Source organism: Porphyromonas crevioricanis, from assembly GCF_900476255.1.
Classification (GTDB): domain Bacteria; phylum Bacteroidota; class Bacteroidia; order Bacteroidales; family Porphyromonadaceae; genus Porphyromonas; species Porphyromonas crevioricanis.
Map to the genome: position 1 here is coordinate 2,083,708 of NZ_LS483447.1, position 25,401 is coordinate 2,109,108.

Consider the following 25,401-nt stretch of genomic DNA (forward strand, 5'->3'; position numbering starts at 1 on the left):
ATTCTTCTATCTCACAGTAGAGCCCGGCCGTTCTGCAAACTCAAGAGCCACCAGGCAAAGGACAATCCGTTGGCCGTTGTGGGTCTATAGTGAGTCTCGGCTTTCACCTGCTCCAAGATACGCCCCTTCATCAAGAGATCGAATCCGATACAATCACCTTTCCATAATCGGTTGCGCCTAAGCAACCAAGAGGACAGAAAAGGGCGTATGCGCCGCTTCAGTCTGGCTTCAAAGCGATTGAACAGCTCCAGAGAACGTGTATCCGAAGGCAGGGAGACATCACAGCGACGAAAATACTCATCTGTCACTTCTTCGTATAGACGTTTGCACCACCTGTATTCAAGGGGAAGACTATGCATCAAATTGATCAGGTCACGATCAAGAAAGGGCATCCAGACCGGGAAACCAAAATACTGCCAAGATCGGGAAGAGTTGATATAGTATTTTGCGGCAATCTCTCTATTTCGGAACATTTCAAAATACTCGACTGTGTCAAGGCCCTCCGGATAGGTAGCAATTATAGATTCCAAACGTGACAGCAAAAGGCGGTTTTCCTGTCTGCTTAGTAGGCGGTTGCCACTTTCGTGACGAGATAGGAAACGTATGAACTCTGCTTTGTTTGCTGCTCGCAAGAATATCGAATAAAAAAGATTGTCCCCCCCCAATATATCGCCATTATGACCGGGCAAAACGGTAGGCAACCTACCTTCATTCTCTTGAGACAGGAGAAGAGCCGGATAATACTCGGCAAAGAAATAGCCCGAACCCAAGCCACTTACATAGCGTAAGAAACGCATCGCTTCAGGATCTTCGGTGTAAGAGCTTTCTCCATATTCGGGTGGCAGACTGGAGAGGAAACGGTGCGGGAAGCCTAATCGACGTGCTACAACTCCAGCTTTGACTGCATCGGGGATACTGCAGTCACGACCATAGGAAAAACACTCGACCTCTTGTATTCCGTTCAGCTTCAGAGCAACGGCTATCATTCTGGAGTCTCGCCCTCCTGTCAATGGCAGAAGCAAATGTTCTCCTTCCACAACCCGGCACATTCGCTCCATTGCCTTGTCGATGGCTTGGGCGACCTCTCTCTTGGCCGAATTGTAGTCCAACAACTTCTTCTCCGGCAAAAGACAAAATCCCGTATCGTAGCGAGACACGAATTCCTCTCCGGAAGAAGAGATACAAACAGCACAGCCAGCCTCCACTCGCTTGATGTGCGGATGGAGCGTATTGGAGAAAGAAGTAAATCCCCAGCGAGAGAAGAAAACTTCTTCCTCCCAGTCGGGACAAACAGTGGTCTCCTGCGGTAGAAGCAAATCGAAACCATTATCGCTGACAAACAACTCTCCGCCTACCAGACGATAATAAAGAGAATAGGTTGTCCTATGATCTACAGCCAAATAAACTCCACAAGGACGGTTCAAAACGGCTCGCCAAGAACCATTGAGCCGATTACAACACTCGGCAAACCCTTCGAGATCGCAAAAAGAGGAGAAGTGCTTGCTCAGAGTTTGCCCCCTGAGTAGGCAATCCTTAGTATCGAAAGCAACGCCCTCGACCCAATCTTCGGTCTGCAACTGTCGTTTATAGAAGAGCTTCATATCGGTAGACCAGTCTCAGCAGGACAAGGAGATAGAGCAGTTGTTCCACAGCCATGCAAAGAAAATAGAAAGGAACAAAGGAATGAAAATCAAAGAAGGAGAGACCAACCAAGAGAACTAACAACTCAAAACACAACATCAAGAGCTGTGCGTACATATTCAATCGCTGACGGCCAAAAATATCCGGTAAGACATTTAACACCGAAGCCGGGAAATTGAAGATCAGCATAGGCAGCATCCAGCAGATCACGTAGGCAGAGAGAGCCCATTTGTCTCCGACAAGCCATACCACCATCGGCTCCAATATCAGCGAAAGCAAAAAGGCACTTGGCAATGCGACTACAAACCATCTGCCGAGTAGCTCCTTCACCCTGTCTTTGATAGACGATCCTTGCGACACTTCGGACGACAAGTGCTGGAAATAGACACGGCTCAAATTATCCCCCACAATCTGGAGTGGTCTGCGTGCCAGCATCACAGCCATAGTAACAATACCGACCTCTGTAAAAGAGAAAGATAAGGGCATCAGCATCAACAACAGAGATCCCAACAGCGTATCGATACCTCCCTGGATGATCCCATAGCGGGGAAACTTGCAAAACTTGCGAGCCACGCATTTGAGATCTGCCCATTTGTCCCGAAGCGAAAGATCCACTCCCTTGCCTCTGCTCCTGAGAGACAGCAAGCCAAGCAACAAAGAGCCCAAAGAAGCAGCAAGAAGCCCCCACACAGAGGGAGAGAGCCAACCAAAGAAGACTTTCCCAAAGCTATTACCAAGCCCCAAAGTAGCCTGAGCCAGAGAAAGGCGTGTATAAGACTTAAGCCGCAATCTGTACATCGAATAACTGTTGTACAAAGACTGCAGCAAAACAAACAATGGGATCAGAAGAAGATAAGAGTGAAGCTCCCGGTAAGAGGTATGTCCAATGAACATATTGAGTATAAAAGCCGGCAACAGCAACAAAAGGCAAGAAGAAATATTGAGTAGCAGACTCAAACGAAAAAGAAGAGAGGCATCTCGATCTCCATCTGCCACTACGATAGCATGTTCGTATCTCCCTCCTGCGATAATAGATAGAAAGCCACCCCAGCTAAGGAAAAGTCCCAGAGTGCCCAACTGTACTTGACTATACTGTCGCCCCACAATCATGAGTAACAGCAAAGAGACTACTTGCACCAGCCCTCCCGAGAAAATGAGTTTGAGGCTGTCTCTGGCTATGCTATGCTGTGCGAACCACTTCCGAGACATCTCTATCTCTTTCTATTATTGAAACGAGGCAAACTACGACTCAAACGAGAAGGGAGTAAACTTGGGTCCAAATCTCGGTATACAAAAACGAGCAAAAAAAGCAGTAGGAATATCGTATTCAAAAGCATTGCCCACACAGGTCTGTACGAAAAGACATATTCGATCCCCTGCATTGCAGAGAAAAAAGCAATGGACAGAAGGGCGTACAGACCGGCATTACCCAATTGATACGGCACTCTATAGTAATGCCTACCTACCGCATAGCTCGCCAGCATCATTGTTCCATTGCTCACTACCGAAGCCCAGGCACAAGCCATAAAACCATATCGGGGTACTCCCCACACGATAATCAATACCGTAATCAGACACCCCAGCAGAGAAAAGATAGCTCCCCAGTAGGTACGGTCTGTGACTTTGTACCAAGTAGAGATATTGAAATAGATACCAAAAAAGATCTCCCCGATCATTACCCATGGCACCACGGCAAGCCCTCCGTGATAGCTCTGTGCCACGAAATTTTTCAGCAAGTCCATATAGGCGGTCACACCCAGAAAGACAAAGAGGGTAAAGATGATGTAGTACTTCATGACTTCGGCATAGGCCTTGCGCTCACGCTCGTCTTCACCCTTCTTCTTGTTGAAGATAAAAGGCTCATAAGCGTAGCGAAACGCCTGTGTACACATCACCATCACCACGGCTATTTTGAAACAGGCTCCATAGATCCCCAACTGAGCATCCGCCTCGGCTCGATTGGTAAGAATGAGAGGGAAGAGTATCTTGTCTGCCACCTTATTGAAATTGCCGGCTATCCCCAAGAGTAGTATGGGGAAAGCATAACCCAGCATACGCCGCAACAAGTCTTTCCGAAAAGCGAAACCCGTACGACAGTAAGGCAAGCTCAACAGTAAAACAATGCCGGAGGCTATCAGATTAGACACGAAAATATATCCGACCTGATAACTGGGTTCATACCACCAATCAAGCAAGGAGGGCGCAACCCTCAGCAGCCAAGGGCAAAGCAGCAGGAAGAAAAGATTCAGGCCGATATTTAGGCCAATAAATGTGAATTTGAGAGCGGCAAAACGCCATGGTCTATTGGCATAGCGCAAATAAGCAAAAGGAATAGCCATGAAGGCATCCATGGCGACTATCACTATCAACATTGCCACACAATCCCACCTATCCGGATACCCCAAAGCTGTACTGATAGGCCCGATGAAAAGTAGCCCTACCAGTACAAAGAGAGAAGAAGTAGAGCCAAGACTCCAAAGTGTGGTAGAGTAGACTGAGCGAGGATCGTCGTCCTTGTTCATATAACGGAAAAAGGCTGTCTCCATACCATAGGTGAGAATGATCAGCAACAAGGCTGTCCAGGCGTAAAGGTTGGTGACAATGCCGTATTCTGCCGTAGTAGACAAGACGCGGGTGTACATAGGCACCAGCATCCAGTTGAGAAAGCGACCGGCGATACTGGAAAGACCGTATACAGCCGTGTCTTTTACAAGGGAACGAATCGTGGCCATAGATGATTTTATTCCTCCTGTGAAGTTGCGGGATTCTCGATGCGATAGTTAATAACAGTCTTGTGTCCCTTTTTGTCTGTGATCATTACCAGCTCGTCCAGATTTACCGCATACATCCAAAAACGCCCATACTTGGAGTTGGCAAACAGCCCTGTAAATCCCATAAATCCTGCGGACCCAAACAAACGGACACAACTCCAAACACTATTGAACGGAGGTATCGGCTCAATTTTCACCTCATCTTTTTGGAACATCAGAGGCCATCCCACACGCTTGACCACAATCCGGTCGGCATAGTCTTCTACACAGAGAGGCATCAACAGAGCAAAATAGCCAAGAGACAAGAGAGATAGGGCTATTAGTATGGTGATCCAGATACTCTGATCAAAAGCAGCAGTTGCCAATAAAATGATAAAAACGACCCATATAACAATTGTAAGCAACACTTCCCAACGATAATGCTTAAAACGCATCCTCCGACAGTTTTCCTGCTTCATGACTGATAATCTTTAATTAACCTCCGGGATTTACCGGTTTTTCCGATCTGCTACAAAGGTAAATAAATCAAGGAGCCAAAGACGAGAGAGATGGCTAAGCTGCCTTATTGCAACTGTCCGGGCGACCTTTTTTCGGTAGAGAAATATGGGTGTATAGTTTTATGCAATAATCTCAAGGTTTTTCTACTTTTGCCTCGGGACAACCCTATGGAAGCACACCCAAAAAGACCTTGAGGGCATGGTCCTTTACCACAAATACGAATAGGAGTTGGACAAGCTGAGATATTTTTTCTTTTTTGTCGAAATTATCAAAATACAAATCAATGAATATCATCGTTATCTGTGTTATTTTGGGAGTCTTGCTCTTGACTCTGATCTATGGGGTTTCTATTTTCAACAAACTCGTCCGCAGCAAGATGCTTGTGGAAGAGGCTTGGAGTGCTATTGATGTCCAGCTAAAAAAACGCTACGACCTCGTCCCCAATCTGGTTAATACGGTCAAAGGCTATGCTACCCATGAGAAAAGTACTTTCGAAGCTGTAATCTCGGCCAGGAGTCAGGCTATGAGTGCTGACTCTCCGGAAGCCCATCAAGAAGCAGAAAATACCCTGAGTAGGACACTCAGGAGTCTTTTTGCTGTTGCTGAGAGCTATCCTGAACTGAAAGCCGATCGTGCATTCCTTTCTCTACAAGACTCTCTCAATCAAATCGAATTGGATCTGGAGAAATCTCGCCGCTATTACAATGGAACAGCCAGAGACCGCAATGTATTGATACAGTCTTTTCCCAGTAACATCATTGCCGGAATGTTTTCTCACAAACCGGCTCCTTTCTTCGAATTGGATACTCAAGAGGAAAGACATGCTCCTGTAGTGAGTTTCTGACAGGTCGGAGAAAAGCCGTCACGAATATGAAGGATGCAATGAGGAGGTACTCGCTTCTTCTGCTTCTTGCTCTGTTGTCTGTGTGGAGCATACAAGCGGCAGAAGAGTCCGAAATAAATGACATAGGAGGAGAAACAGAGCAGATCTACCGTTTCCACGCCGATCTGCATATAAATACCAAAGGGCATCTGACCGTAACGGAAACGATTCGGATCTATGCAAAAGGAGACTCTTTCAAACGAGGAATAGTGCGATCTCTACCCACGATACGGAACATCAATGGGAGCACCATCCGTGTAGGCTACGACGTCCTCTCTGTGAAAAAGAATGGGCAGGAGGAAAATTACCTCACCAAATCTGGCAACATAGCAGAAACCTATGACATATATGTGGGGGAAGAAGATGTGTTGCTTTCACCAGGCGTGTATGAGTATGAAATTACCTACAAGACGACAAACCAAATTGGGTTCTTCGATCAATATGATGAGATATATTGGAACGTGAACGGCTTCGGCTGGTCATTGGGGATGGCACACGTAAGTGCAACAGTATTCCTGCCGAGAGGAGCTGAGGCTATGCAAAATAGCTGCTACACAGGGGAGTTAGGATCTACAGCCTCCGACTGCCGGTCTCAACTAATGGATAACGGAGCAATGTACTTCGAGGCCAATCATCTAAGAGAGGGGGAAAACCTCACTATTGCTGTAGGCTTCACCAAAGGGATCATCCAATATTCGCTATGGGACAAGATCATGGGGCCTTACAGAAACTATATCTTTTCTTCTTTATTTTCTCTGCTCTTCTTCCTCTTCTTGTTTATCAGCTGGCGGATCTATGGACGTGACCCCAAGAAAGGTACCGTCTACCCTCTGTACTCCCCTCCATATAACCTTTCTCCCGGAGCTATCAGCTGTGCCGTAGACAAAAGGAACCTCCCCAGAGCCATCTCTGCTGCTATCACCAACCTCTGCGTAAAGGGCTACATCAACATATCCGAAACACGGGAAGGAGGGCTTTTCAAGAAGAGACAGGTCATGCTACTGCGGACTGACAAAGAAGAAGAACTCAATTTACCGAAGGAGGAAAAGCTAATTCTGTCTTCTCTCTTTTTTTCAAGCGATTCTTTTTCTTTCTCTTCTAAGCCATCCTCCTCACTGTTCAAGATATTCACGTCCTTTGGAGAAAAGGTTTTCGAGAAGCAGAGAAATCTTGTCGATGAGAATATGGGATCGGGTTGGCGTACAACAGCTATCTTCCTGTGGATTGTTTGGTTCTTTATTGATATCAGTTATTTATCACGCATTTCCTGGCCCTTTCTCTTCCATTCTATCTGCTTCAGTATCATCTTCCTGATCTTGGCATCCATTATCTCTCGCATCTTTGGGTACCGCTACACACCAAAGAAGTATGTCTATGATCGGATCTTTGTCTTTGGTTTGGTTCTATATTGTGGCATTGCTGCATATTGGTCGAACATCCCACTGTGGAATGTTGTCATCAACGAGATCAATATAGCAATGCTTTGTACTTACTGTCTTCTGATCGGACGACGCTCGAAAGAGTACAGAGAGCTGCTCACGCAGATAGAGGGGTTTAAGATGTATTTGGGTACCGCCGAGAGAAATCAATTGGAAGCATTCAACCCGCCAAAGGTCACTCCAGCCGTGTTTGAGCAATACCTCCCCTATGCCATAGCTCTCGATATAGCCGATGTTTGGGGCAAGCATTTCCAGTCTCTCCTCCAGAAAAGCAATATATCGGAGACTGACCAGCCCGCCTTCACATGGGCTATTAACGGACGCAGATTCTCCTCTGCCGATATCCCTTTGCTACTCTCTTTGGTCAGCAATATCAATTCATCTGTCTACAGTGCCTCTCTCTCATCCCCAAATAGCAGCGGTGGCAGAACCTATAGCAGAGGAATAGGAGGAGGTAGCAGTAGTAGCTACAGTGGCTCCGGAGGAGGTGGATTTTCCGGAGGGGGTGGTGGCGGAGGTGGCGGAGGTGGCTGGTAATCCCCAGCTGCTCAAGCCCGACAGAAACAGTTCCTCCTAATGGGCAAAGCTGACTCTTCGGATCCGCCACTGCCTTGGAGTAAATGCCTATCTTTGCGGTATCGTCTTGTGGGATAAGACGCTATCGACATTTGTTTACTCTCCGAATAAAGATATGGAAGACAAAGAGCCTATTGTAAACCTCAAAGGGGTTTGTATATGCAGGGACGAGAATGTAATCCTTAGCAATTTTGACTTGCAAATAGAGCCTGGGGGATTCGTGTACATATCTGGGCCAGTAGGCTCAGGTAAAAGTTCGCTTCTGCGTTCTCTCTATGCAGAAATCCCTATCAGTGAAGGCCAGGCCCAAGTAGTAGGCTTCGATCTTAGACAAATTAAACGCTCCAGGCTCTGTCTGTTACGCAGGCAGATTGGGATTGTTTTTCAAGATTTTCAGCTACTGTACCACCTTACTGCCGAAGAAAACTTGGATATTGTCTTGCGAGCTATCAGCGTGAAACGAAAATCCGACCGCCAAAAACGCATCGCAGAGGTATTGGAGCAGGTAGGTATGGGCAACAAAGGGTACAAACGCCCACATGAATTATCCGGTGGAGAGCAACAGCGAATTGCTATCGCTCGTGCCCTACTCGGACATCCCAAACTGATCTTGGCAGATGAACCCACAGGTAATCTCGACGCTCAGACTGGCTTGGAGATCACTCGCCTGCTCCAACGAATGGCTGCCCGAGAAGGAGCTGCCGTACTGATGGCAACGCACAACAGACAGGTGATGGAGCAACTCCCTGCACGACACATCAGCCTTCAAACTCAAAGAGGAGCCTTCGGACTTACCTCCAATGAAGACAAGACAAAGACACCAGAAGAGTAAAGTTTATTTTTAAGATTGCAGATTGAAAGTACTCAAATTTGGAGGCACATCGGTAGCCTCGGCCGAAAGAATATCTAATGTAGCTCAGCTAATTAGTACCGGCAGTAAGCCTGTACTTGTGGTGCTATCGGCAATGGCTGGCACAACCAATACTCTCGTTGAGATAGCTCGCCTTTTGCTCCAACGCAAACCTCAAGAGGCAGCCACTATCATAGAAAATCTCTACGAAAAATACCAGACTGAACTGCAGCTTCTCTTCCCTCGAGAGGGAAGCCGTCGCATAGCTCAAGCAGCAGTGGAATGTTCTTTTGCGCTGATGCGAGAGATGTGCGAGCGAGAGAACTTTTCTCTCTTTGAAGAAAAAAGGATCTTGGCACAGGGAGAGCTTATGAGTACAGCCATGATGCTTCGACATTTGCAAGATATGGGCAAAAAAGCAGTGATCATACCGGCTCTGGATTTCATGAAAACAGACAAGAATGCCGAACCAGATCTCCCCTATATCACTTCTCATCTGCGCCCTTTGGTACAAACAGCTCCCGGTGATACCGAAATATATATTACCGAAGGGTATATCTGCCTCAACGCTTACAATCGGGTAGACAACCTTCGACGAGGAGGGAGCGACTACACCGCTTCGCTAGCCGGAGTGGCTATTGGGGCAGAAGAAATACAGATATGGACAGATATAGATGGTCTGCACAACAATGACCCCAGGTTTGTAGATAAAACAGCTCCGGTACGCCGTCTACACTTCGATGAGGCTTCCGAACTGGCTTATTTCGGAGCCAAGATACTGCACCCAACCTGTATTCAACCAGCTCGAGAACACAATATCCCGGTACGACTGCTCGACACACTCAACCCTTCTCTCCCCGGCACCTTTATTTCCCTCGATACGGAAAAAGATGTAATCAAGGCTGTTTCTGCCAAGGATGGGATTATCGCCATAAAGGTGAAAAGCAACCATAAGCTGGTTTCCTGGCATTTTCTCAGACGTGTCTTTGAGGTCTTTGAGCGGTATGCAGTAGTGGTAGATATGGTGACGACCAGCGAAGTGGGTATATCCTTAACTATCGACAACGACGAAAAACTTCCTGAAATACAACGAGAGCTGGAAGAACTCGGCTCCATCTCCGTAGAGCGCGGACTAACTATCATCTGTGTCGTAGGAGATATGAAATCCGACAATATTGGCTTCGAAGCCCGTATAGTAGAAGCCATCAGGACATTCCCTGTGCGGATGATTTCCTATGGCGGAAGCGATTACAATATGACAGTCTTGATTCGTGAGAGCGACAAACGAGAAGTGTTGGTAGCCCTCTCGGAACACCTTTTTTCGACAACTAAATCATCTTAGGATGGTCCATCCAGCCCTTTCTTCTCACTTTTCTCCATGGCTGAAGTTAATTCGACCATATACGCTAACTGCCTCACTCAGCCCTGTCCTACTAGCTGTAATCTACGCCATCAAAGAAGGGTACTTTCGTCCTACAGAGTCCCTACTTTGTTTGGCTGTCGCTGTGTTGGCACAAATAGCTAGTAATATAGCAAATGAATACTTCGATTATGTAAACGAATCCGACTCCAAAGAGAGCTTGGGCCCCAATCATCCTTTATCTCAGGGATGGCTCAACAAGACTCAAGTGCTTTGGGCCTTAGGGCTGAGCGTTCTGCTTACAATAGCAGCCGGTATAGTACTTGTTTTTATGCACGGTGCAATGTATATCTTGGTTGGCTTGAGTGTTTGTCTGGGCCTTTTTGCATACAGTGCAGGTCCTTGGCCACTATCTAAGCACGGGCTCGGAGATATAGCGGTGTTCATTTTCTATGGTTTGATACCTACATACTTTACCTACCATCTCCAATCGGGAAAATCCGATCCTGGCATCTGGTTACTATCTGGTGCCATGGGGTTTATGTCCACGTGTATTTTGGTGGTAAATAACTACCGCGACTACGAAGAAGACAAAGTCAAAGGCAAGCGTACCAGTATAGTCCTCATGGGCAAAAAGTCTGGTCCTAAACTTTACCTGTTTTGCTTTGTTTCAGCCATTGGCCTACTCTTCCCCTTCTACAGTTTGCCGGGGCTGGTTGTCCTATTCCCCTATGTACTCTTCTTTGCCAAAAATTATAGAGCTCTACTTCGTCTATCGGGACGAAAACTCAATATCGTACTCGCCCATACTGCTATCATGGTTTTTCTGTTTGTACCAGTATGCACTCTTCTACTCTTTTTATCTTAGGTCAGCAAACTTATCCACCCTCCTTTCTCCCATTAAATTACACTTAGGGTACACTCAGGACTGAAGTCTAAAAATCATCCTTTCAAGATAAAAAACGAGACAACGCCAGCAGCAAAATATCTCTGTATTCTTTGTGATAAAGGGTCTTGCAAAGAATCATTCAAAAAGGCCATCGCATATCAAACAAGTATCCTTGTTTTTGCAGCAAACTATTCCCCATCTATTTTTTTTTCTACCTTTGTTCCCGGTAAGCCCCTGTCAAGGCTTACTCCTTTGCTATTTCTCTTTCTTGCTCTCACTTTCACGTGTACAAGATAGGATCAGGGAATGCAAAGGATAATCAGTTTTAACTCAAACTAGACAACAAAAAAATGAAAATTAGTATGCGACTTTCGTCAGTATTGAAGGTAGCAGCCGTTGCTACCGGAATGTTTATGCTCACACCACATTCTTCAGCCGTAGAATATGGTACGGAAGGGATGATAAGGGTAAAACTCGTATCAGACATGGGAGAGAGGGCCGAATGCCCTCGTGGAATTGATCCAGAAGAGTTTGATTATACTCCGAAGTTTACCATCTGTACCGTGACAAAATATGTGGGGAGTGGCAGTTATGATGGGACATGGATAGATTTGAATAACAATGGCAAATATGACAAGGGAGAGGAAATTTTTGCCAGTGCCAATCATGTCACGAAGAAAATGGTTCCCGGAGTGAGAGAAGTGAGTATGTATGTAAAACCTGAAATAAGATTGCTAGAGGTGCTCTGCTCAGCCCTAACGAGCATTGATGCAACTGGATGCTCAACCCTAACAACTTTAGGGTTAGAAAAAAACCACTTGTCTTTTATAGACATTTCCAATTGCCCAAATCTGCGCTACTTGCGTTTGGCAATGAACAAGCTCACAGAAATCAAAGGTGCCATTGGTCATGAATACTCGTCAATGGAAGTTGTAGAGATATCCAGAAATCAATTAGGAGCTGAAGCCATCTATAGATTGGCAGCGGCCATAGGGGATCGTAGCAAAACAGTTGGGGGAGAAACCCTTACACCTGGGAAAATATACATCTCCGACCTATGTGAACTCGAAAAGAATCAAGTTAGCAAGGGTGCCTTGGCTCTTCTAAAAAAGAAAAATTGGGAGGTTATATTGCACGAACGATATGATGGCGTAGAAGTACAGACTCCTAACGGACCCACGATAGATGTAGGGGAAGATTATACAGAAGGAGAAGAGCAGTATGAGAACTGGGTTGCAACTAAGGTAATCGAAGATCCAGCGGACCTAAATTCAGAACAATTAGCGAATGATATGCTCAAGGTTTATCCTTCGGTAACAGCCTCGAACTTCAACGTGGAAGTTCCAGCTGGTCTATTAGGCAGTGACCTCCTCATGTACAACATGAATGGCAACCTCGTTTACACAGAGCGTCTCAATGGGCGCACCTCTATTGATGCGGCCAGATTGCCCGATGGAGTATACCTCATTAAGGTAAACAACCAGATCGTACGTGTGCAGGTAGCTCACTAAATAGTATAACACTGCACCTTTGGATTGAATAATATCTCCATCCATCGGTTGCATGATATATCTCCCTCCCCCAAAAAGGATGCATCATAAGTTCTAGGTTATGATGCATCCTTTTTGGGGGCTGCTTAAATCGGCCAAAATCAAACACAAAAAGAGAAGCGAATAAAAAAAATACAAAGCTTATTCTAAGAAATGATCAGAAATGATCGGGAGACGGCTTAACAGGAAAATTCTTTGCCAAGCACAATTGACTAAAAATAGGAGGGGCTTCTATGCAAATTCTCTTACCTTTGTGCTGCATCCTTTTGGAGATGTCGGTAGTCTTTGAAAGACAATTGTCATTTAGTAAAACCCTTAATAAAGAACCGTATGAATTTCCCCCAAGATCTCAAGTACACCAAAGATCACGAATGGGTACGTATCGAAGGTGACACAGCTACAATCGGCATTACAGACTTTGCTCAGAACGAATTAGGCGAAATTGTATTTGTAGATGTAACCACCTTGGATGAAGAACTCGAAACCGAAGAAGTGTTTGGCAGTGTCGATGCTGTGAAAACAACTAGTGACTTACTAATGCCTGTAGCAGGGACCGTGGTAGAGGCTAATTCGGATTTGGAAGCTCAGCCCGAGCTTGTGAACCAAGACCCTTATGGAAAAGGCTGGATTATCAAAGTTGCTATGAAATCACAAGGAGAACTACTCTCTGCTGATGAATACCGCACGCTTATTGGCAAATAAGCACTAAATAAGAGAAGTACTCGAAAGTCTCCGACCTACATGCAACCATTGGTAAGTATTATCATGGGGAGTACCTCTGATCTCCCCATAATGGAAAAAGCAGCAAAACGTCTTGAAGAGATGGAAATTCCTTTCGAGATGTTGGCGTTGTCGGCTCATCGTACCCCCATCGAAGTAGAGCAATATGCACGTTTGGCTCACGAGCGTGGAATCCGCATAATAGTAGCTGCAGCCGGCATGGCTGCGCATCTCTGTGGTGTAATAGCTGCCCAAACAGCTATCCCCATAATAGGAGTACCTATTGCTGCAACTCTGCAAGGTGTGGATGCTCTTTTGTCTATTATACAAATGCCTCCGGGCATACCTGTCGCCACTGTGGGAATCAATGCAGCCGATAATGCAGCTATCCTGGCTGTACAAATGATGGCTACAGGAGATGAGACTTTGTATGCTAAACTTGTAGAATACAAGGAAAGCCTCAAAGAAAAGGTAGTAAAGGCCAATCAAGAACTCGCATCTCTGCAGGGCTACAGATTCAAGGTAAACTGATCCACCGATGGCATATGTCTGAGGAAAATACTCCATACAATTACAGACGTCGCCACTCATCAACCGTACATATTGCAAGTACGATGATGGGTGGCGACTGTCCTATACGCCTGCAGTCCATGACGAATACGTCCACCATGGACACCACAGCCTCTACAGAGCAGTGTATGCGTCTGTCAGAAGCAGGAGCCGACTATGTGCGCCTGACAGCCCAGGGTGTACGTGAGGCCAAAAATATCGGAGAAATAGCAAAGCTCTTGAAACAAAAGGGATATCCAATCCCTTTGATAGCAGATATTCATTTCTCTCCCAAAGCAGCTCAGGCAGCCCTGCACACGGCTGACAAGGTGCGAATCAATCCAGGGAATTTCGTAGACTCCCCCCACAAAGGACTCTACTCGGAAGCAGAATTTGAGGAAGCAACTCAACGAGTAGAGGAAATATTCGGCACTTTCGTTGATGAGGCAAAACTCTTAGGGAAAGCTATCCGAATAGGAGTCAATCATGGTTCGTTATCCGAACGTATGATGCAGCGATACGGAGATAACCCATTGGGCATGGTAGAGAGCTGCATGGAATACCTGCGAGTATGCCACCATCGAGATTATCATGACGTGGTTATCTCGATGAAAAGCTCGAATGTACTGGTCATGACACAGGCTGTTCGTCTCTTGGTATCTCGTATGGAAGAGGAGGGCATGGCCTATCCTCTGCATTTGGGTGTTACAGAAGCAGGTAATGAGACAGATGGGCGTATTCGCTCAGCTTTGGGCATAGGGACATTGTTAGCAGATGGATATGGAGATACGATACGTGTTTCCCTCAGTGAAGATCCCGTAGCCGAATTGCCAGTAGCACGAATACTTATCGGACTGACAGAGCAATGGAGCCGTGCCCCTCAGATAGAGAGAGAAGAGTTGGGTACATATGAGAGAGAATATACCCAACGGAAAGACTGTCTGCCAGTGGGCGAGCTTCTGGGGCCAAATTATCCACCAATAGTATTGGCGGACCTAAGACAAGCCTGCTCCCGAGATCTTACAGGTCTGGCAACCCCTCCGGATGCCCTCCTGCAGAGTGAGGAGGACTACCAAACAGCCATACCGGGGGGCAAGATTATTCAATTGGATTGCTCCGAACTGAATGAAACTCGCATAGAAGAGATACGTTGCAGTCTCTCATCAATACTTCTTCTATCCTCTTCACATCTCAATCCCATAGGGGATTGGCGCAAAGCTTTCCAGAAAATGAGGAAAGCCAAGCTACATACTCCGGTCTTACTACATCGTAATTATGCAGACAACGATCTGGAGACTCTCATGGTAAAAGCCAGTACAGAGATGGGGGCATTACTCCTCGAAGGACGTGCCAATGGATTAGCAATATCGGCTCCTAAAATCTCTAACCAAGGAGAGATTGTACGAATTGCTTACAGCATACTACAAGCAGCCAGACTTCGTACTACAACAACAGAGTACATTAGTTGTCCCGGCTGTGGACGCACCCTATACGACTTGGGAAGTACGATCCGACAAATCAAAAAAGCAACAGCAGGTCTGGTTGGTCTGAAAATAGGAATCATGGGTTGCATCGTGAATGGCCCCGGAGAAATGGCCGATGCCGATTATGGTTATGTGGGAGCAGGCCCCGGACGAATTGACCTATACCGACATGGGAAATGTGTGGAAAAGGGTATTCCGGCAGATCAAGCTGTAACAAGATTGGTTGCACTGATCAAGTCCCATGGTGATTGGTCTCGTCCTAACGGCTAAAAACAAAAACAATGAAAGTAAGGATACTAAACCGCAGCCATCATCCACTACCAACCTATGCGACCTCAATGTCCGCAGGTATGGACATACGGGCTTTTCTCTCCCAACCTATTACCCTCTCTCCTTTGGAGCGATGCTTAATCCCCACCGGACTTTCGATAGAACTCCCTCCCGGCTACGAGGCTCAACTTCGGCCTCGCTCCGGCCTCGCTCTCAAACACGGTATCAGCCTGCTCAATACACCCGGGACCATTGATGCCGACTATCGTGGGGAGATTGGCGTGATACTAATCAACCTCTCCAACCAAGACTTTGTAATAGCTGATGGAGATCGTATTGCACAAATGGTCATCACCTCCTACGAACATGTATGCTGGGAACCTTGCCAAGGATTATCCACCAGCGAAAGAGGAGAGGGAGGATTTGGCCACAGCGGAAAAAACTGACGAGCCATATCAATTCTCTCTAAGGAATGTCCTCCTCGAAGAGATAAAAACTTTTGATTATCCAGATATATGACTATCCTCAAACCTTATCCTGAAATGAAAAAACTAAATCAACAACACAAGAAAGCTCAGAACCTACTCTTTCTCCCTCTCCTCCTACTCGCTCTCTTTTCTTGCAAATCTAAAGACAGTGAGCCAGAAAAATCTTTCATCATAGGACAAGATGAAAAGCGACCCAATGTAATCACTATTGTAACAGACAAAAAACCGGGCGAACAACTTGTACTAGGCTATGTCAGTGCCAATGGAGAGCCTGTTAGCTTTGAGGGAGCAGAAGGCAAACATCGCGATGGAGGCTACAGCTCTCTCACCATAAAAAGCCCGATTATCAAAATCGTAGGAGCGATTGCTCTTTTCGAATGCGGTGGAGTATATGATGCCAACGGAGTATTGGCCTCTAAACCAAACAAAATTAAATCACTCGTTGTAAGCCCTTCTCCCGCACTATCTCGGATAGCCTGTGCCGACAACATAATTGATCAAATAGACCTCCGCCAAGCAACTAATCTGGAGCGTTTTGCTGCAGGAAATAACCTCTTAAAAGAGATCGATTTCAGCCAAAACCGCAAATTGGAAATGGCATTTCTCTATCACAACAAACTAAAAACAATTGATTTCTCACAGAACCCCGATTTGGAAATTCTCAGTTGTTATGATAATGAACTGGAAAAGCTGGACCTCCGCAACAACAAAAGGTTGGGAGGAGTGTTTCTGCAAGGGAATAAACTGTCTTCTCTTGATTTCTCTGCTTGCGAACGACTGGTGAAGGTCATTTGCTTCTCCAATCGTCTTTTTGGTGCAGAAATGAGTAAAATGCTGGAGAGTCTTCGCTCCAATCCTCCAAAAGAAAATTCCCTAATACTGGTGGACAAAACGGACTCCGAAGAAGAGAATCAGGCGAATGGCGAAGATATTGCCCTGGTTAAGAAAAGAGGATGGAAACCAACATCCCTTGAAAAAGAAGCTGGAAAGATCGTGGAAAAAGACTACGAAGGCGAAAATGACTCGCCCTCCAAAGAAAGAAAGGGCCACGACAAATGGCGGACAGAACAAGAAAGGCTAACTCAGGCCGAAAGACAAAATTTCAGAATTTGATGGCAATCAATCCTCCTCTCTTCGGGTAGATAAAAAGATATCTCCCGAAGAGGAGGGTTATCGCCAATTAGACCCTCGCAAGGGAGAGCTGCTCTGCTGCCATTTGAGATCCTGCAACAAGCTACTCTTCACAGCAATCGTGATATTATAGGACTTATTAAAGCCGATAGGGATAAAACCTGCTGTCAGTGCCCAGCAGTGCATATCGCGAGTGAGATTGAACTGTAGATTAGTAACCCTTTTCAAATCGAAATTATAGTTCCCATGAAAATTGAATGACCATCCCGGTGTGGGGTTGAGCATTCCATTGAAGCTTAAGTTATGAGTGAGCTTATACTTAAAATCCTCACGAGCAAAGTCAAATTCAGCACGGCCGTAGTTCACGGAATAGTTTACAGAAAAATTCCAGCCAAACTTATTGATGACATAGCCACTATTATCCTGCTGTGGCACATCTTTCTTTCGTCCAAGCAAACCTCCGGAGGGGGAACTTTTCTCTCCATCCTTCTGATCATCTTTTTTACCAGCCGGATTCTTGTTACCTCCTTTCTCTGAGGAATTCTCCTCTCCAGCTGCGTCTTTCTTCTCTCTCGAAAAGAATTTAGCGAGCTTATCAAAGGTATCATTGTTAAATGTATAAGAGAATGCCGTACCGGTAGAGATCAGACTACCAATCCCTTTTCCATTCAAAATTTTCAAATCATTTGACTTATAGTAAGAGAAGCCACCCTCGGGAGTCTTAACAGTCTTGTAAACATAAGGATCGAAAGCTCCACTCAAAGACAGGTTGAAATTGCCGGGTAACTTTAAGCGCAAAGAAGTGTTGATATTACTCCAACGAAGAGAATCGGCAGCCATATTATAACTCGTTCCCCAAGTGAAGTCGTCGATAATACTCCATTTAGCAAAACCAGTAGAATCGGTTTTCGATTTCACTTTGGCTTCTATGTTGTTAGCAAAAGACAGACTAATCACCCCTTGCTTACCTCTCGGAGGAACACCTACAGACTGCCCCTCATAGGGCGAGTACCACTCTGTCTGAAGTTTCCCCTCCTTGTCCGGATAAGATATTTGCTTCCAAGCCTTGAAGAATGGATCAGAAAAGTCCGGCGCATAAGAAAGAGAAATAGTGGGATTCAGACGGTGCCTAATAACACTCAGTTTATCCCCAAAAAGGAATCTCCAAGGGGTAAAGAAACCATACAAAGTAGTAGAGAGAGAGAGGGAGGTATTGAAGTCCCAAGAACGATAGAAACCATAAACAGTATCAGAGACACTCAGCCTGCCAGCAGACGGATCAAAAGCCTTATTTATTTTATGAGAGTACCAGCGCTCATTATAATTGACAGAAGGAGTAAGATTAATATAGTCGAAGAGTGTAAATGTGGCATTGATGGGTATATTGTGAGAAGCTCCATTTTGCCAGTCACGCAGCAAGTCGGACTTCAATAACTTGTCCTCCTTTGTTGTAATACGATTTCGAATACTTCCACTATAAGACATCTTGATCTTCTCATACCAACGCTCGGAGCCCACGCGCTTTTTGCGTTTGAATGGGAATATAGAACTCATAGAGATGTTCATATCCGGCAAAGTGAGAGCAATAGTACTGTCTTGTGTCCTCTGTGTCACATTCATCGATGTCGAAATAGAGAAAGGAGTTCCAGGGAAAGTCCGCCTATAATTGACATTGGAGCTCTTGGTATTCTGAGCATACCTCTGCCCCCCTCCATAGAGGCTGGAGAGAGCATTACGGTCATAACTACTGGTCGAAAAATTGACACTGGCCGAAAAATTTCGATTGGGATCGGCCTTAGGATCTTGTGTATGCGACCAATTGATATGGAAATCCTTATTTTTTTGATACCCCTGCGGATCAAACTTATACCCATGTACAGTCACTAAATAACCAGCATCGACAGAGCCGGAAAATTTGTAACGCTTACGGTACTGGCTGGCAGCAGATACTCCCCACGAGCCTTTGCTATAGATCTCTCCGGTCAGGGCCAAATCGACATAGTCATTGAAAGCAAAATAGTAGCCTCCATTGCGCAGATAAAAACCCTTCTCCAATTCTTCTCCATAGCTTGGAGGAAGAATGCCCGAAGAATAGGTACTATTGAAAGGAAAAAAACCAAAGGGAAGACCCAGCGCATAAATAGGTACATCGGCAATCACCAAGTAAGCAGGGCCCGTGACAATATTTTTTTGTGGTCTTACCTTGGCCCTTGTCAAGTGTATATAAAAGTGAGGATGATCGACCCTATCACAAGTGGAATACTTGCCATCGCACATATAGAGTGTATTATCCTCCAATTTTTTTGTCTGTGTCGCTGTCACATAGCCTTCTCCCTGACGTGTAACAACCCCACTGATAAATCCTTTCCCGGTTTTGATGTTGTAGTTCATTGTACGAGCCTGATACTCCATCTCTCCATCTTTGAATATCGGGAAATGGTCAGCACGCCCCATACTGTCGGTGATGTAGCGGGAAAAGACGACAGAGCTATCAACATTCAAGCGCATAAAATTGGCCTGAAGACCTTTGTTTTGAAAATTGACACTACTCTCTCCAAAGAGATAAATCAAGTTACTCTTGAGCATCACCATAGAATCAGCAGCCTGATAGTCCACAATCTCTGCGAAAGCAGGATCATCTACGATAGTAGGAAAATCCTTGAGAGAATCTACTGTGGCCAAAGAAGAAAGAGAGTCTGCAAGCAAGCTGTCTCTACCAGACAGAGAATCTGGAGTACTACGCAGATCTCGACGAATAGTATCGGCTAAGCGAGTACTGTCAATCTTCTTCGATTGAGCTGAGCCGAAAAGCTTACCAAGAGAATCCGGGAGAAGAGAGGGAATTTTCGCAGCTGTATCCGAGAGAGTTAAGGAAGGAGGCTCTGACTGCAATATCGGAGATGGTTGGGTCCGCTTACGACCGACACAAGCAGAGAACAACAAGACCATACATGCCAACCACGGCAAGGCCTCTCTCAGCCATGTTCTTCCAGCACTTTTATTTGGTACCACTCCCGTATCTGCTATCTGCGGTCTTCTTAGATTTCGCCTCCATATCACAACTCATAGGCCAATCAACCTAACAAGTGATCGGACAGCGCGGAGCAAAGGTAAGTGGATTTTGGCATTTATCGGAGACTCTCGTGCGATACAACACTCGCCTCATCATCGTTGACATTCAAAATTGGTTATATATCCAAAGTACACTCTATTCTCTTTGATCTTTCAAAGTTCTGCGACTATAGTATTCCGGAGAGTTCTGCAAAAGGCTATACTTGAAATCGTTTTTCCGAGAGTTCTCACAACGATTTCTATCATAGCATTTTACCTAAATAATAAAAGCCGGATACACCCTTCTATCAGGTGTCCGACTTTTTATTTCTTACTCTAACAAGGTTTCTTGAGGAAAGAGCAAAACTCAGCCCCCTGCTTCTCCGAGAGGAGGGTTATCTCTTACTTCGACTAAACTTCCTTCTAATCCTTTTTTTCAAGAAGCCTAAAACGGCTGTCAACAAGATCGGAGTGGCCATACTGGCAGCCTGCCTCACAATAGGCGAAAGTCCATCGCTCTCACACGTTATTTCTACACCCGGACGAGCCTTGCCAACTGCACGCCTTCTCTGTGACGAGGGGGAAGGTCTATGTTCGGGTCCAGAAATCAAATCACGAATCTTCCCCAAAAAGCTATCTCTGGGAATAAGGATTGATCCAATTTCGGAATACAGAATATGTCGATAGTTATTCTTGAAATGATCATAGTCAGCCTGCAGGGAAGACAAAGCCCGCACTCGGTGTCTCTCTGCCATAATCTTCCTCTCAAGCATTGTTTCGTAAGCGTTCTTCTTCATCTATCACCTCCTTCCTCGGCATAACCTCTACAGGACGATTTCTCCTCACAAGACAAATCCTCATAAGTCTTGCGCAACTCCTCAATCTGGTCCAGCATACTCGCAGCAAAGAAATCACGAATCCGGCTACGACGCTTCTTGAAAAGAATCCATACCAGCAGCATTACCAATAGCAGTATGGCACACACACAGAAAAAGCCTGCATATATCGGAATGGAAAGCCAACGAGAAAAGCCAAAAGCGAGCCCGATAAGTGCAAGCAACGAAAACATGAAGCCAAGGGAGAATATCAAGAGCAAGGACACAGCCTTAGCTTCGAGTTTGGCCAGCATATCCCCCAAGCCATAGAGAAAGGCATCCAACGAAGCTTTCACATATGCACGTAGCCCGGAAAATAAGCTGTCGAGACTAAAATCTTTGTTTTGCATGAAACTGTGTTTTTAGTTGAAAGAGAGAAAGTCGCCTCTCCGAAAAAAGAAGGAAGTTCTCAGACTGACCAAGAGCAAAAAGCGAGAGAGCCACACGAGCATCACTGCCTCACTCTCGGTTAGAGAACCCACCCCAAGAGCGCCCCCGTGGAAACGGGAGACTAATAGGCTTCTAAAAAATCGCCTCACAAAACATTGACAAGTGTTTTGTGAGGCGACAATCTCAATGCTCCAGCTTCTCCTCGATAAACTCTTCTACCTCCTCGGCTTTCTCTTCCACCCGACTCTTCAAGTCCCGGGTTGCACGAGCAAGCTTATCGCGGTATTTCTGGTAGCGGTCTTTGGCTTCATAATAGCCTTCCACCACGCTGTCCTGCACCTTTTCTGCGGTTGCCGATACTCCCTCTACGAAACGCACACGCTTAGTTTCGTCCAAGAAATAGGCTATTGCGGCACCTGCGGCGGCCCCCAAGATGAGACCCAATGTGAATTTACCTTGATTCTGCATAGAAGATTCTCCTTTAATGGTTAGTCATTATTTTTCTGAAGTGCCTCACTCTCTGTGGGCGAAGTAAAGATAAGACTTTTTGGGCATTATAACAAGTTCGATACAAGTCTATCAAGCATAAGCTCAGCTACACAGGCTAAGATCAAAAACGCCACTTCTGGCTGGTGCGGGCAGGACGTCTCTTGCCTCCAATCTTGTTGTGTCCTTTTTTCATAGACTTATCTCCACCTTTTTTTGCTGATGGGGCATATTGCCGAGCTTGTGGAAGAAACTCCTCCAATGCCTTAATACGATTGACATCGCTGGGGTGTGTGCTAAGTATTTCCCAGTTTTGTCCTCCTTGACCGGAGCGTGCCATCTTACGCCAAAAAGAAATCGCAGCCTGTGGGTCGTATCCAGCGATAGTCATGAATACCTGCCCCATCTTATCCGCCTCATACTCTTGCTTACGACTATACGGCAGAGCAACCAGCAGTTGTGACCCTAACCCATAAGCCTGCCCTACAACAGCCTGAAGCAATTGGCTTTGTTTCGAAGCAGCAACCCCAATGATCTGTCCTCCCAATTGTCTCAACATTTCCTGACTAATGCGTTCATTGGAATGCTTAGCCACAGCGTGACTTACCTCGTGACCTACTACTGCTGCCAACTCATCGTCCGAGCCAACAAGTTGTAACAATCCTGTATAGACAACAATCTTACCTCCTGGCATGCAAAAAGCATTCACTTGCTCGCTTTCTATGGTGTTGAACTCCCACTGCATAGCTGAAGCCAGATCTGCCATGCCATTCTGTCTCAAGTAAATATCTGTAGCTGCAGCTATACGCTTGCCGACTCTGGTAACTTGATCCACGTATCTCGAATTACCGGACTGTGTAGCAGATCGGACAAATTGACGATACTGAGCCGCACTGGTTTGGTTGATCTCACTATCCGATACAAGGTTTAGCTGACGTCGCCCTGTAAGTGGCACCGTGCTGCAGGAGGGCAGCATCAAGAGGAAGACAAAAAGAGCCAAGAAGATCAGGCTTTTTCCATTTTTCATATAAACAAACTTGCGTTCTAAATTCATCAATGAGATTCCTTAAACAGCTGCTAAGTTAAATTTTTAGCCAATAAGAGCTTTCTCGGCTCTTGATTTACGAATCCTCAAGTAGAGTCTTTCGATAAGTACAACCGTTCGGAGAGTCTTATAGTAGACACGCATATATTTGTATATTTGTGGGCTAAACGAACGAATTACGAATAAAACATAGATCTAATGGCAACACTCGAAAAAATTCGAAACAGGGCCGGGCTACTCATTCTCATTGTAGGTCTCGCCCTTTTAGCTTTCATTCTGGGCGACTTCCTGCGCTCAGGCTCCACATTCTTCCAGCAGAGTAAAAATGTGGTACTCAATATAGACGGTGAAAAAATCTCCGCCCAAGAGTATCAACAAATGCTCCAAAGCATTGAGCAGATGGAAGAGCGGTTCGGTGAGGTCGACAATGACACAAAAATGTCGCTGAACAATGGTTTGGCATCTCACTACGTAGGGAAATACGCCATGAACAAAGAAGCCGAAGAGGTGGGCATATCGGTATCACCACAGGAACTGGGTGGGATGTTGTATGGTAATGATGGCAGACAACAAGCTGCCTTGCTCGGCAACTTCCTAAAGAGCTTGGGGGTAAATAGTGAAGATCCGAAAGCTTTGTCCGAATTTCTCGAAATGATTAGTGACAAAGGGATTAAGTCCAAGCCTAAGGAAGAACAAAGCTTCTTATACAGCATACGTGCACAGTGGGAAGTCATGCAAGACAGAACTGTAAGCGATCGCAAAAGAGAAAAGTTGTTTGCCCTGGTGGAACGCTCCGTGGTACTCAACAAGATTGATGCACAATATCAGGGTGGAATACCAAGGCGAGAAGTAGCTGTAGTACGCACCAACTCGTCTTCGATACCCGAAGAGAAAGTAAAAATAGAGGACACCGATATTGCGAAATATTACGAATCTCATAAGGAACTATACAAGCAAAAGTACCCTCAAGTGGAGATGCAATATATCAGTTCGGAGATACGCCCCAGTGCAGAAGACTACCAAGCTGCAGAGAAAGAAATGGCGGAAATCTACAACTCTCTGGAACACGGGGGGAATATAGAAGATGCGCTCCGGAACTGCAGCGAAAAAACTATTACACCGAGCTTCCTTACAACTCAGGAGTTGCAGACCCTACGTCTTAGTCAAGATGTAATAGATTTCATCACCTCTGCACAACCGGGACAGGTAAACACACCCGAGTTAGTGAATGACAAATACACACTCATCAAGCTGATCGACAAGAAGAAGTCTACCGAGGGGGTTCACTTGCAGATCATCGCATTAGACTCAACCGGAACAAAGCAGATAGACAGCATACGGATGCAGTTTGCAGCCGGGACTTCTTTTGCCGAGTTGGCTCGGAAGTACAATAAAAACGGAGGAGCAGAGCCTACTGATGGCTATGTGCTGATGCCCAATCGATTTGGAGGAGCCGACAGCGTGATTACCGAAAACATGGCACATCAAATGCAGCTCGACACCATCTTTCAGGTACCTGTAGGGCAAATTTTCGACTTCAACGTCAATGGGGTAAGCTTTGTAGGCTTGACTACAAAGGCTCGACCAGCTGTGGATAAATATAAGTTTGCTCTTGCTTACCTGCATGCTACATTCTCAGAAGACACCTACAACAAAACCTACTCTATCTTGAATAATATCCTACTGAATGGAGAAGGGAAATTCGACTCAATGGCTAAGGCAGCCAAAGAGCAAGGCTTGCAGGTGGTAGAAAGAGAAATCATTCCTCACGATGCGCCTATGCTCGGACGTATCAAATCCTCTCGTGAAATCATTCATTGGGGGCTTAATGCCAAAGCTGGGGCCGTAAATGACAGGGTTTTCCGCTGCGGACAAGACAAATTAGTGATCGCTGCTGTCAAGAACCTCTACGAGCCGGGGTACAAACCTCTCGAAATGGTAAAAGACGAAATTCGTACCAAACTCTTAGTAGATAAAAGAAGCGAAATGTTGGCACAAGAGCTCAAAGCTAAAAACCTCTCTTCTCTGGAAGGTTATGCTACTGCCATGAATAGCTCAATAGATACTCTCAGTGGTATTAGCTACTTGGTACGCGGTGCTCACCCAGCGGAGCTGAATGGCTATGCCATGGCAACTCAACTACAACAGGTATCAGCTCCGTTTGCAGCTGGCAGTGAAGTGATTGTAGTAAAACCAATGAGCCAAACAGAGACCTCTGCCGGACAAACTCAAGAAGCAGCACTGGCACAAAGACGCATGTCCTTGAAATACGAAATGAGCAACCGTGCTTATATGTATCTCATGGATGCGATCAAAGTAGTAGACAATAGAGGTCAATTCTTCTAAGAAAACAGAGTTTTCTTATCTCCCTCACGGCAGGGAGATCCCTTCCAAAGGGGAGTTTATAGCATAAATTCACAAGAGTTGCGCATCGGAGAAAAATCCGGTGCGCAAC

The 25,401-nt window shown here is 45.7% G+C and carries 21 protein-coding genes; 12 read left to right on the forward strand and 9 right to left on the reverse strand.

Annotated elements, in window-relative coordinates:
• Positions 1-11: 11 nt before the first annotated feature.
• The 4 genes from DQN70_RS09230 to DQN70_RS09245 are packed head-to-tail and all read right to left on the reverse strand — an operon-like array spanning position 12 to position 4,870.
• Entirely contained in the window at positions 12-1,601 is a 1,590-nt protein-coding gene (locus DQN70_RS09230) for an asparagine synthase-related protein (protein ID WP_023936292.1), read from the reverse strand.
• A complete protein-coding gene (locus DQN70_RS09235) occupies positions 1,585-2,850 on the reverse strand; it encodes a lipopolysaccharide biosynthesis protein (protein ID WP_023939695.1) in 1,266 nt (421 codons plus the stop codon). The genes DQN70_RS09230 and DQN70_RS09235 overlap by 17 nt, the downstream gene beginning before the upstream one ends.
• A gap of 2 nt (positions 2,851-2,852) precedes the next feature.
• A complete protein-coding gene (locus DQN70_RS09240) occupies positions 2,853-4,373 on the reverse strand; it encodes a lipopolysaccharide biosynthesis protein (RefSeq protein ID WP_023936290.1) in 1,521 nt (506 codons plus the stop codon).
• A gap of 8 nt (positions 4,374-4,381) precedes the next feature.
• Positions 4,382-4,870, reverse strand: a complete 489-nt coding sequence (locus tag DQN70_RS09245) for a hypothetical protein (protein WP_023936288.1) — start codon at positions 4,868-4,870, stop codon at positions 4,382-4,384.
• A 323-nt stretch (positions 4,871-5,193) separates the two neighbouring features.
• Here DQN70_RS09245 and DQN70_RS09250 point away from each other — a divergent pair, with 323 nt between their 5' ends.
• The 11 genes from DQN70_RS09250 to DQN70_RS09300 all read left to right on the forward strand — a co-directional run bounded on the left by DQN70_RS09250 (position 5,194) and on the right by DQN70_RS09300 (position 17,081).
• Positions 5,194-5,754: a LemA family protein gene (locus DQN70_RS09250; RefSeq protein ID WP_023936285.1), complete on the forward strand. Its 561-nt coding sequence runs from the start codon at positions 5,194-5,196 to the stop codon at positions 5,752-5,754.
• Positions 5,755-5,780: 26 nt separating this feature from the next.
• Positions 5,781-7,769: a DUF2207 domain-containing protein gene (locus DQN70_RS09255; RefSeq protein WP_023939698.1), complete on the forward strand. Its 1,989-nt coding sequence runs from the start codon at positions 5,781-5,783 to the stop codon at positions 7,767-7,769.
• A 154-nt stretch (positions 7,770-7,923) separates the two neighbouring features.
• Positions 7,924-8,640 (forward strand): cell division ATP-binding protein FtsE, encoded by a 717-nt coding sequence (locus tag DQN70_RS09260; protein ID WP_023936281.1) that lies wholly within the window; start codon positions 7,924-7,926, stop codon positions 8,638-8,640.
• Between the two features lie 22 nt (positions 8,641-8,662).
• Positions 8,663-10,000 (forward strand): aspartate kinase, encoded by a 1,338-nt coding sequence (locus DQN70_RS09265; protein WP_023939700.1) that lies wholly within the window; start codon positions 8,663-8,665, stop codon positions 9,998-10,000.
• 1 nt (position 10,001) lies between these two features.
• Entirely contained in the window at positions 10,002-10,886 is an 885-nt protein-coding gene (gene menA / locus DQN70_RS09270) for a 1,4-dihydroxy-2-naphthoate octaprenyltransferase (protein ID WP_023936277.1), read from the forward strand.
• A 371-nt stretch (positions 10,887-11,257) separates the two neighbouring features.
• Positions 11,258-12,418 (forward strand): T9SS type A sorting domain-containing protein, encoded by a 1,161-nt coding sequence (locus tag DQN70_RS09275; protein WP_023939703.1) that lies wholly within the window; start codon positions 11,258-11,260, stop codon positions 12,416-12,418.
• Positions 12,419-12,787: 369 nt separating this feature from the next.
• A complete protein-coding gene (gene gcvH / locus DQN70_RS09280) occupies positions 12,788-13,159 on the forward strand; it encodes a glycine cleavage system protein GcvH (RefSeq protein ID WP_023936272.1) in 372 nt (123 codons plus the stop codon).
• 39 nt (positions 13,160-13,198) lie between these two features.
• Positions 13,199-13,708 (forward strand): 5-(carboxyamino)imidazole ribonucleotide mutase, encoded by a 510-nt coding sequence (gene purE / locus DQN70_RS09285; RefSeq protein WP_023936270.1) that lies wholly within the window; start codon positions 13,199-13,201, stop codon positions 13,706-13,708.
• Between the two features lie 14 nt (positions 13,709-13,722).
• Positions 13,723-15,480, forward strand: coding sequence for a (E)-4-hydroxy-3-methylbut-2-enyl-diphosphate synthase (gene ispG / locus DQN70_RS09290; protein ID WP_023936268.1), 1,758 nt, complete (start codon positions 13,723-13,725; stop codon positions 15,478-15,480).
• Between the two features lie 11 nt (positions 15,481-15,491).
• Complete coding sequence (gene dut / locus DQN70_RS09295) at positions 15,492-15,926, forward strand: dUTP diphosphatase (protein WP_023936266.1); 435 nt, start codon at positions 15,492-15,494, stop codon at positions 15,924-15,926.
• Between the two features lie 69 nt (positions 15,927-15,995).
• Positions 15,996-17,081 carry a leucine-rich repeat domain-containing protein gene (locus DQN70_RS09300; RefSeq protein WP_023936264.1) on the forward strand — a complete coding sequence of 362 codons (1,086 nt, stop codon included), beginning with the start codon at positions 15,996-15,998 and terminating at the stop codon, positions 17,079-17,081.
• A 57-nt stretch (positions 17,082-17,138) separates the two neighbouring features.
• On the opposite strand, the gene DQN70_RS09305 is transcribed toward DQN70_RS09300, so the two are convergent.
• The 5 genes from DQN70_RS09305 to DQN70_RS09325 form a co-directional block, all read right to left on the reverse strand.
• Positions 17,139-20,048 (reverse strand): putative LPS assembly protein LptD, encoded by a 2,910-nt coding sequence (locus tag DQN70_RS09305; protein ID WP_023936263.1) that lies wholly within the window; start codon positions 20,046-20,048, stop codon positions 17,139-17,141.
• Between the two features lie 497 nt (positions 20,049-20,545).
• Positions 20,546-20,947 (reverse strand): hypothetical protein, encoded by a 402-nt coding sequence (locus DQN70_RS09310; protein ID WP_023936261.1) that lies wholly within the window; start codon positions 20,945-20,947, stop codon positions 20,546-20,548.
• Complete coding sequence (locus DQN70_RS09315) at positions 20,944-21,375, reverse strand: Asp23/Gls24 family envelope stress response protein (RefSeq protein WP_023936259.1); 432 nt, start codon at positions 21,373-21,375, stop codon at positions 20,944-20,946. The genes DQN70_RS09310 and DQN70_RS09315 overlap by 4 nt, the downstream gene beginning before the upstream one ends.
• A 223-nt stretch (positions 21,376-21,598) precedes the next feature.
• A complete protein-coding gene (locus DQN70_RS09320) occupies positions 21,599-21,883 on the reverse strand; it encodes a YtxH domain-containing protein (protein ID WP_023936255.1) in 285 nt (94 codons plus the stop codon).
• Between the two features lie 142 nt (positions 21,884-22,025).
• The gene (locus DQN70_RS09325; protein ID WP_081711886.1) at positions 22,026-22,928 is read right to left on the reverse strand and encodes a M48 family metallopeptidase; all 903 of its coding nucleotides are present in this window, start codon (positions 22,926-22,928) and stop codon (positions 22,026-22,028) included.
• A gap of 216 nt (positions 22,929-23,144) precedes the next feature.
• Between DQN70_RS09325 and DQN70_RS09330 the strand changes: the two genes are divergently transcribed.
• Positions 23,145-25,292, forward strand: a complete 2,148-nt coding sequence (locus DQN70_RS09330; protein ID WP_023936252.1) for a peptidylprolyl isomerase — start codon at positions 23,145-23,147, stop codon at positions 25,290-25,292.
• Positions 25,293-25,401: the final 109 nt, after the last annotated feature.

Excerpts from the sequence above, each read along its gene's own strand:
- DQN70_RS09325 (WP_081711886.1), bottom strand. The coding sequence starts at position 22,928 with ATGAAAAATGGAAAAAGCCTGATCTTCTTGGCTCTTTTTGTCTTCCTC.
- DQN70_RS09275 (WP_023939703.1), top strand. The coding sequence starts at position 11,258 with ATGAAAATTAGTATGCGACTTTCGTCAGTATTGAAGGTAGCAGCCGTT.
- ispG (WP_023936268.1), top strand. The coding sequence starts at position 13,723 with ATGTCTGAGGAAAATACTCCATACAATTACAGACGTCGCCACTCATCA.
- DQN70_RS09255 (WP_023939698.1), top strand. The coding sequence starts at position 5,781 with ATGAAGGATGCAATGAGGAGGTACTCGCTTCTTCTGCTTCTTGCTCTG.
- purE (WP_023936270.1), top strand. The coding sequence starts at position 13,199 with ATGCAACCATTGGTAAGTATTATCATGGGGAGTACCTCTGATCTCCCC.
- DQN70_RS09260 (WP_023936281.1), top strand. The coding sequence starts at position 7,924 with ATGGAAGACAAAGAGCCTATTGTAAACCTCAAAGGGGTTTGTATATGC.
- DQN70_RS09245 (WP_023936288.1), bottom strand. The coding sequence starts at position 4,870 with ATGAAGCAGGAAAACTGTCGGAGGATGCGTTTTAAGCATTATCGTTGG.
- DQN70_RS09250 (WP_023936285.1), top strand. The coding sequence starts at position 5,194 with ATGAATATCATCGTTATCTGTGTTATTTTGGGAGTCTTGCTCTTGACT.
- dut (WP_023936266.1), top strand. The coding sequence starts at position 15,492 with ATGAAAGTAAGGATACTAAACCGCAGCCATCATCCACTACCAACCTAT.
- DQN70_RS09305 (WP_023936263.1), bottom strand. The coding sequence starts at position 20,048 with ATGGTCTTGTTGTTCTCTGCTTGTGTCGGTCGTAAGCGGACCCAACCA.
- DQN70_RS09300 (WP_023936264.1), top strand. The coding sequence starts at position 15,996 with ATGACTATCCTCAAACCTTATCCTGAAATGAAAAAACTAAATCAACAA.
- DQN70_RS09310 (WP_023936261.1), bottom strand. The coding sequence starts at position 20,947 with ATGAAGAAGAACGCTTACGAAACAATGCTTGAGAGGAAGATTATGGCA.
- DQN70_RS09240 (WP_023936290.1), bottom strand. The coding sequence starts at position 4,373 with ATGGCCACGATTCGTTCCCTTGTAAAAGACACGGCTGTATACGGTCTT.
- DQN70_RS09320 (WP_023936255.1), bottom strand. The coding sequence starts at position 21,883 with ATGCAGAATCAAGGTAAATTCACATTGGGTCTCATCTTGGGGGCCGCC.
- DQN70_RS09235 (WP_023939695.1), bottom strand. The coding sequence starts at position 2,850 with ATGTCTCGGAAGTGGTTCGCACAGCATAGCATAGCCAGAGACAGCCTC.
- DQN70_RS09230 (WP_023936292.1), bottom strand. The coding sequence starts at position 1,601 with ATGAAGCTCTTCTATAAACGACAGTTGCAGACCGAAGATTGGGTCGAG.
- gcvH (WP_023936272.1), top strand. The coding sequence starts at position 12,788 with ATGAATTTCCCCCAAGATCTCAAGTACACCAAAGATCACGAATGGGTA.
- menA (WP_023936277.1), top strand. The coding sequence starts at position 10,002 with ATGGTCCATCCAGCCCTTTCTTCTCACTTTTCTCCATGGCTGAAGTTA.
- DQN70_RS09330 (WP_023936252.1), top strand. The coding sequence starts at position 23,145 with ATGGCAACACTCGAAAAAATTCGAAACAGGGCCGGGCTACTCATTCTC.
- DQN70_RS09315 (WP_023936259.1), bottom strand. The coding sequence starts at position 21,375 with ATGCAAAACAAAGATTTTAGTCTCGACAGCTTATTTTCCGGGCTACGT.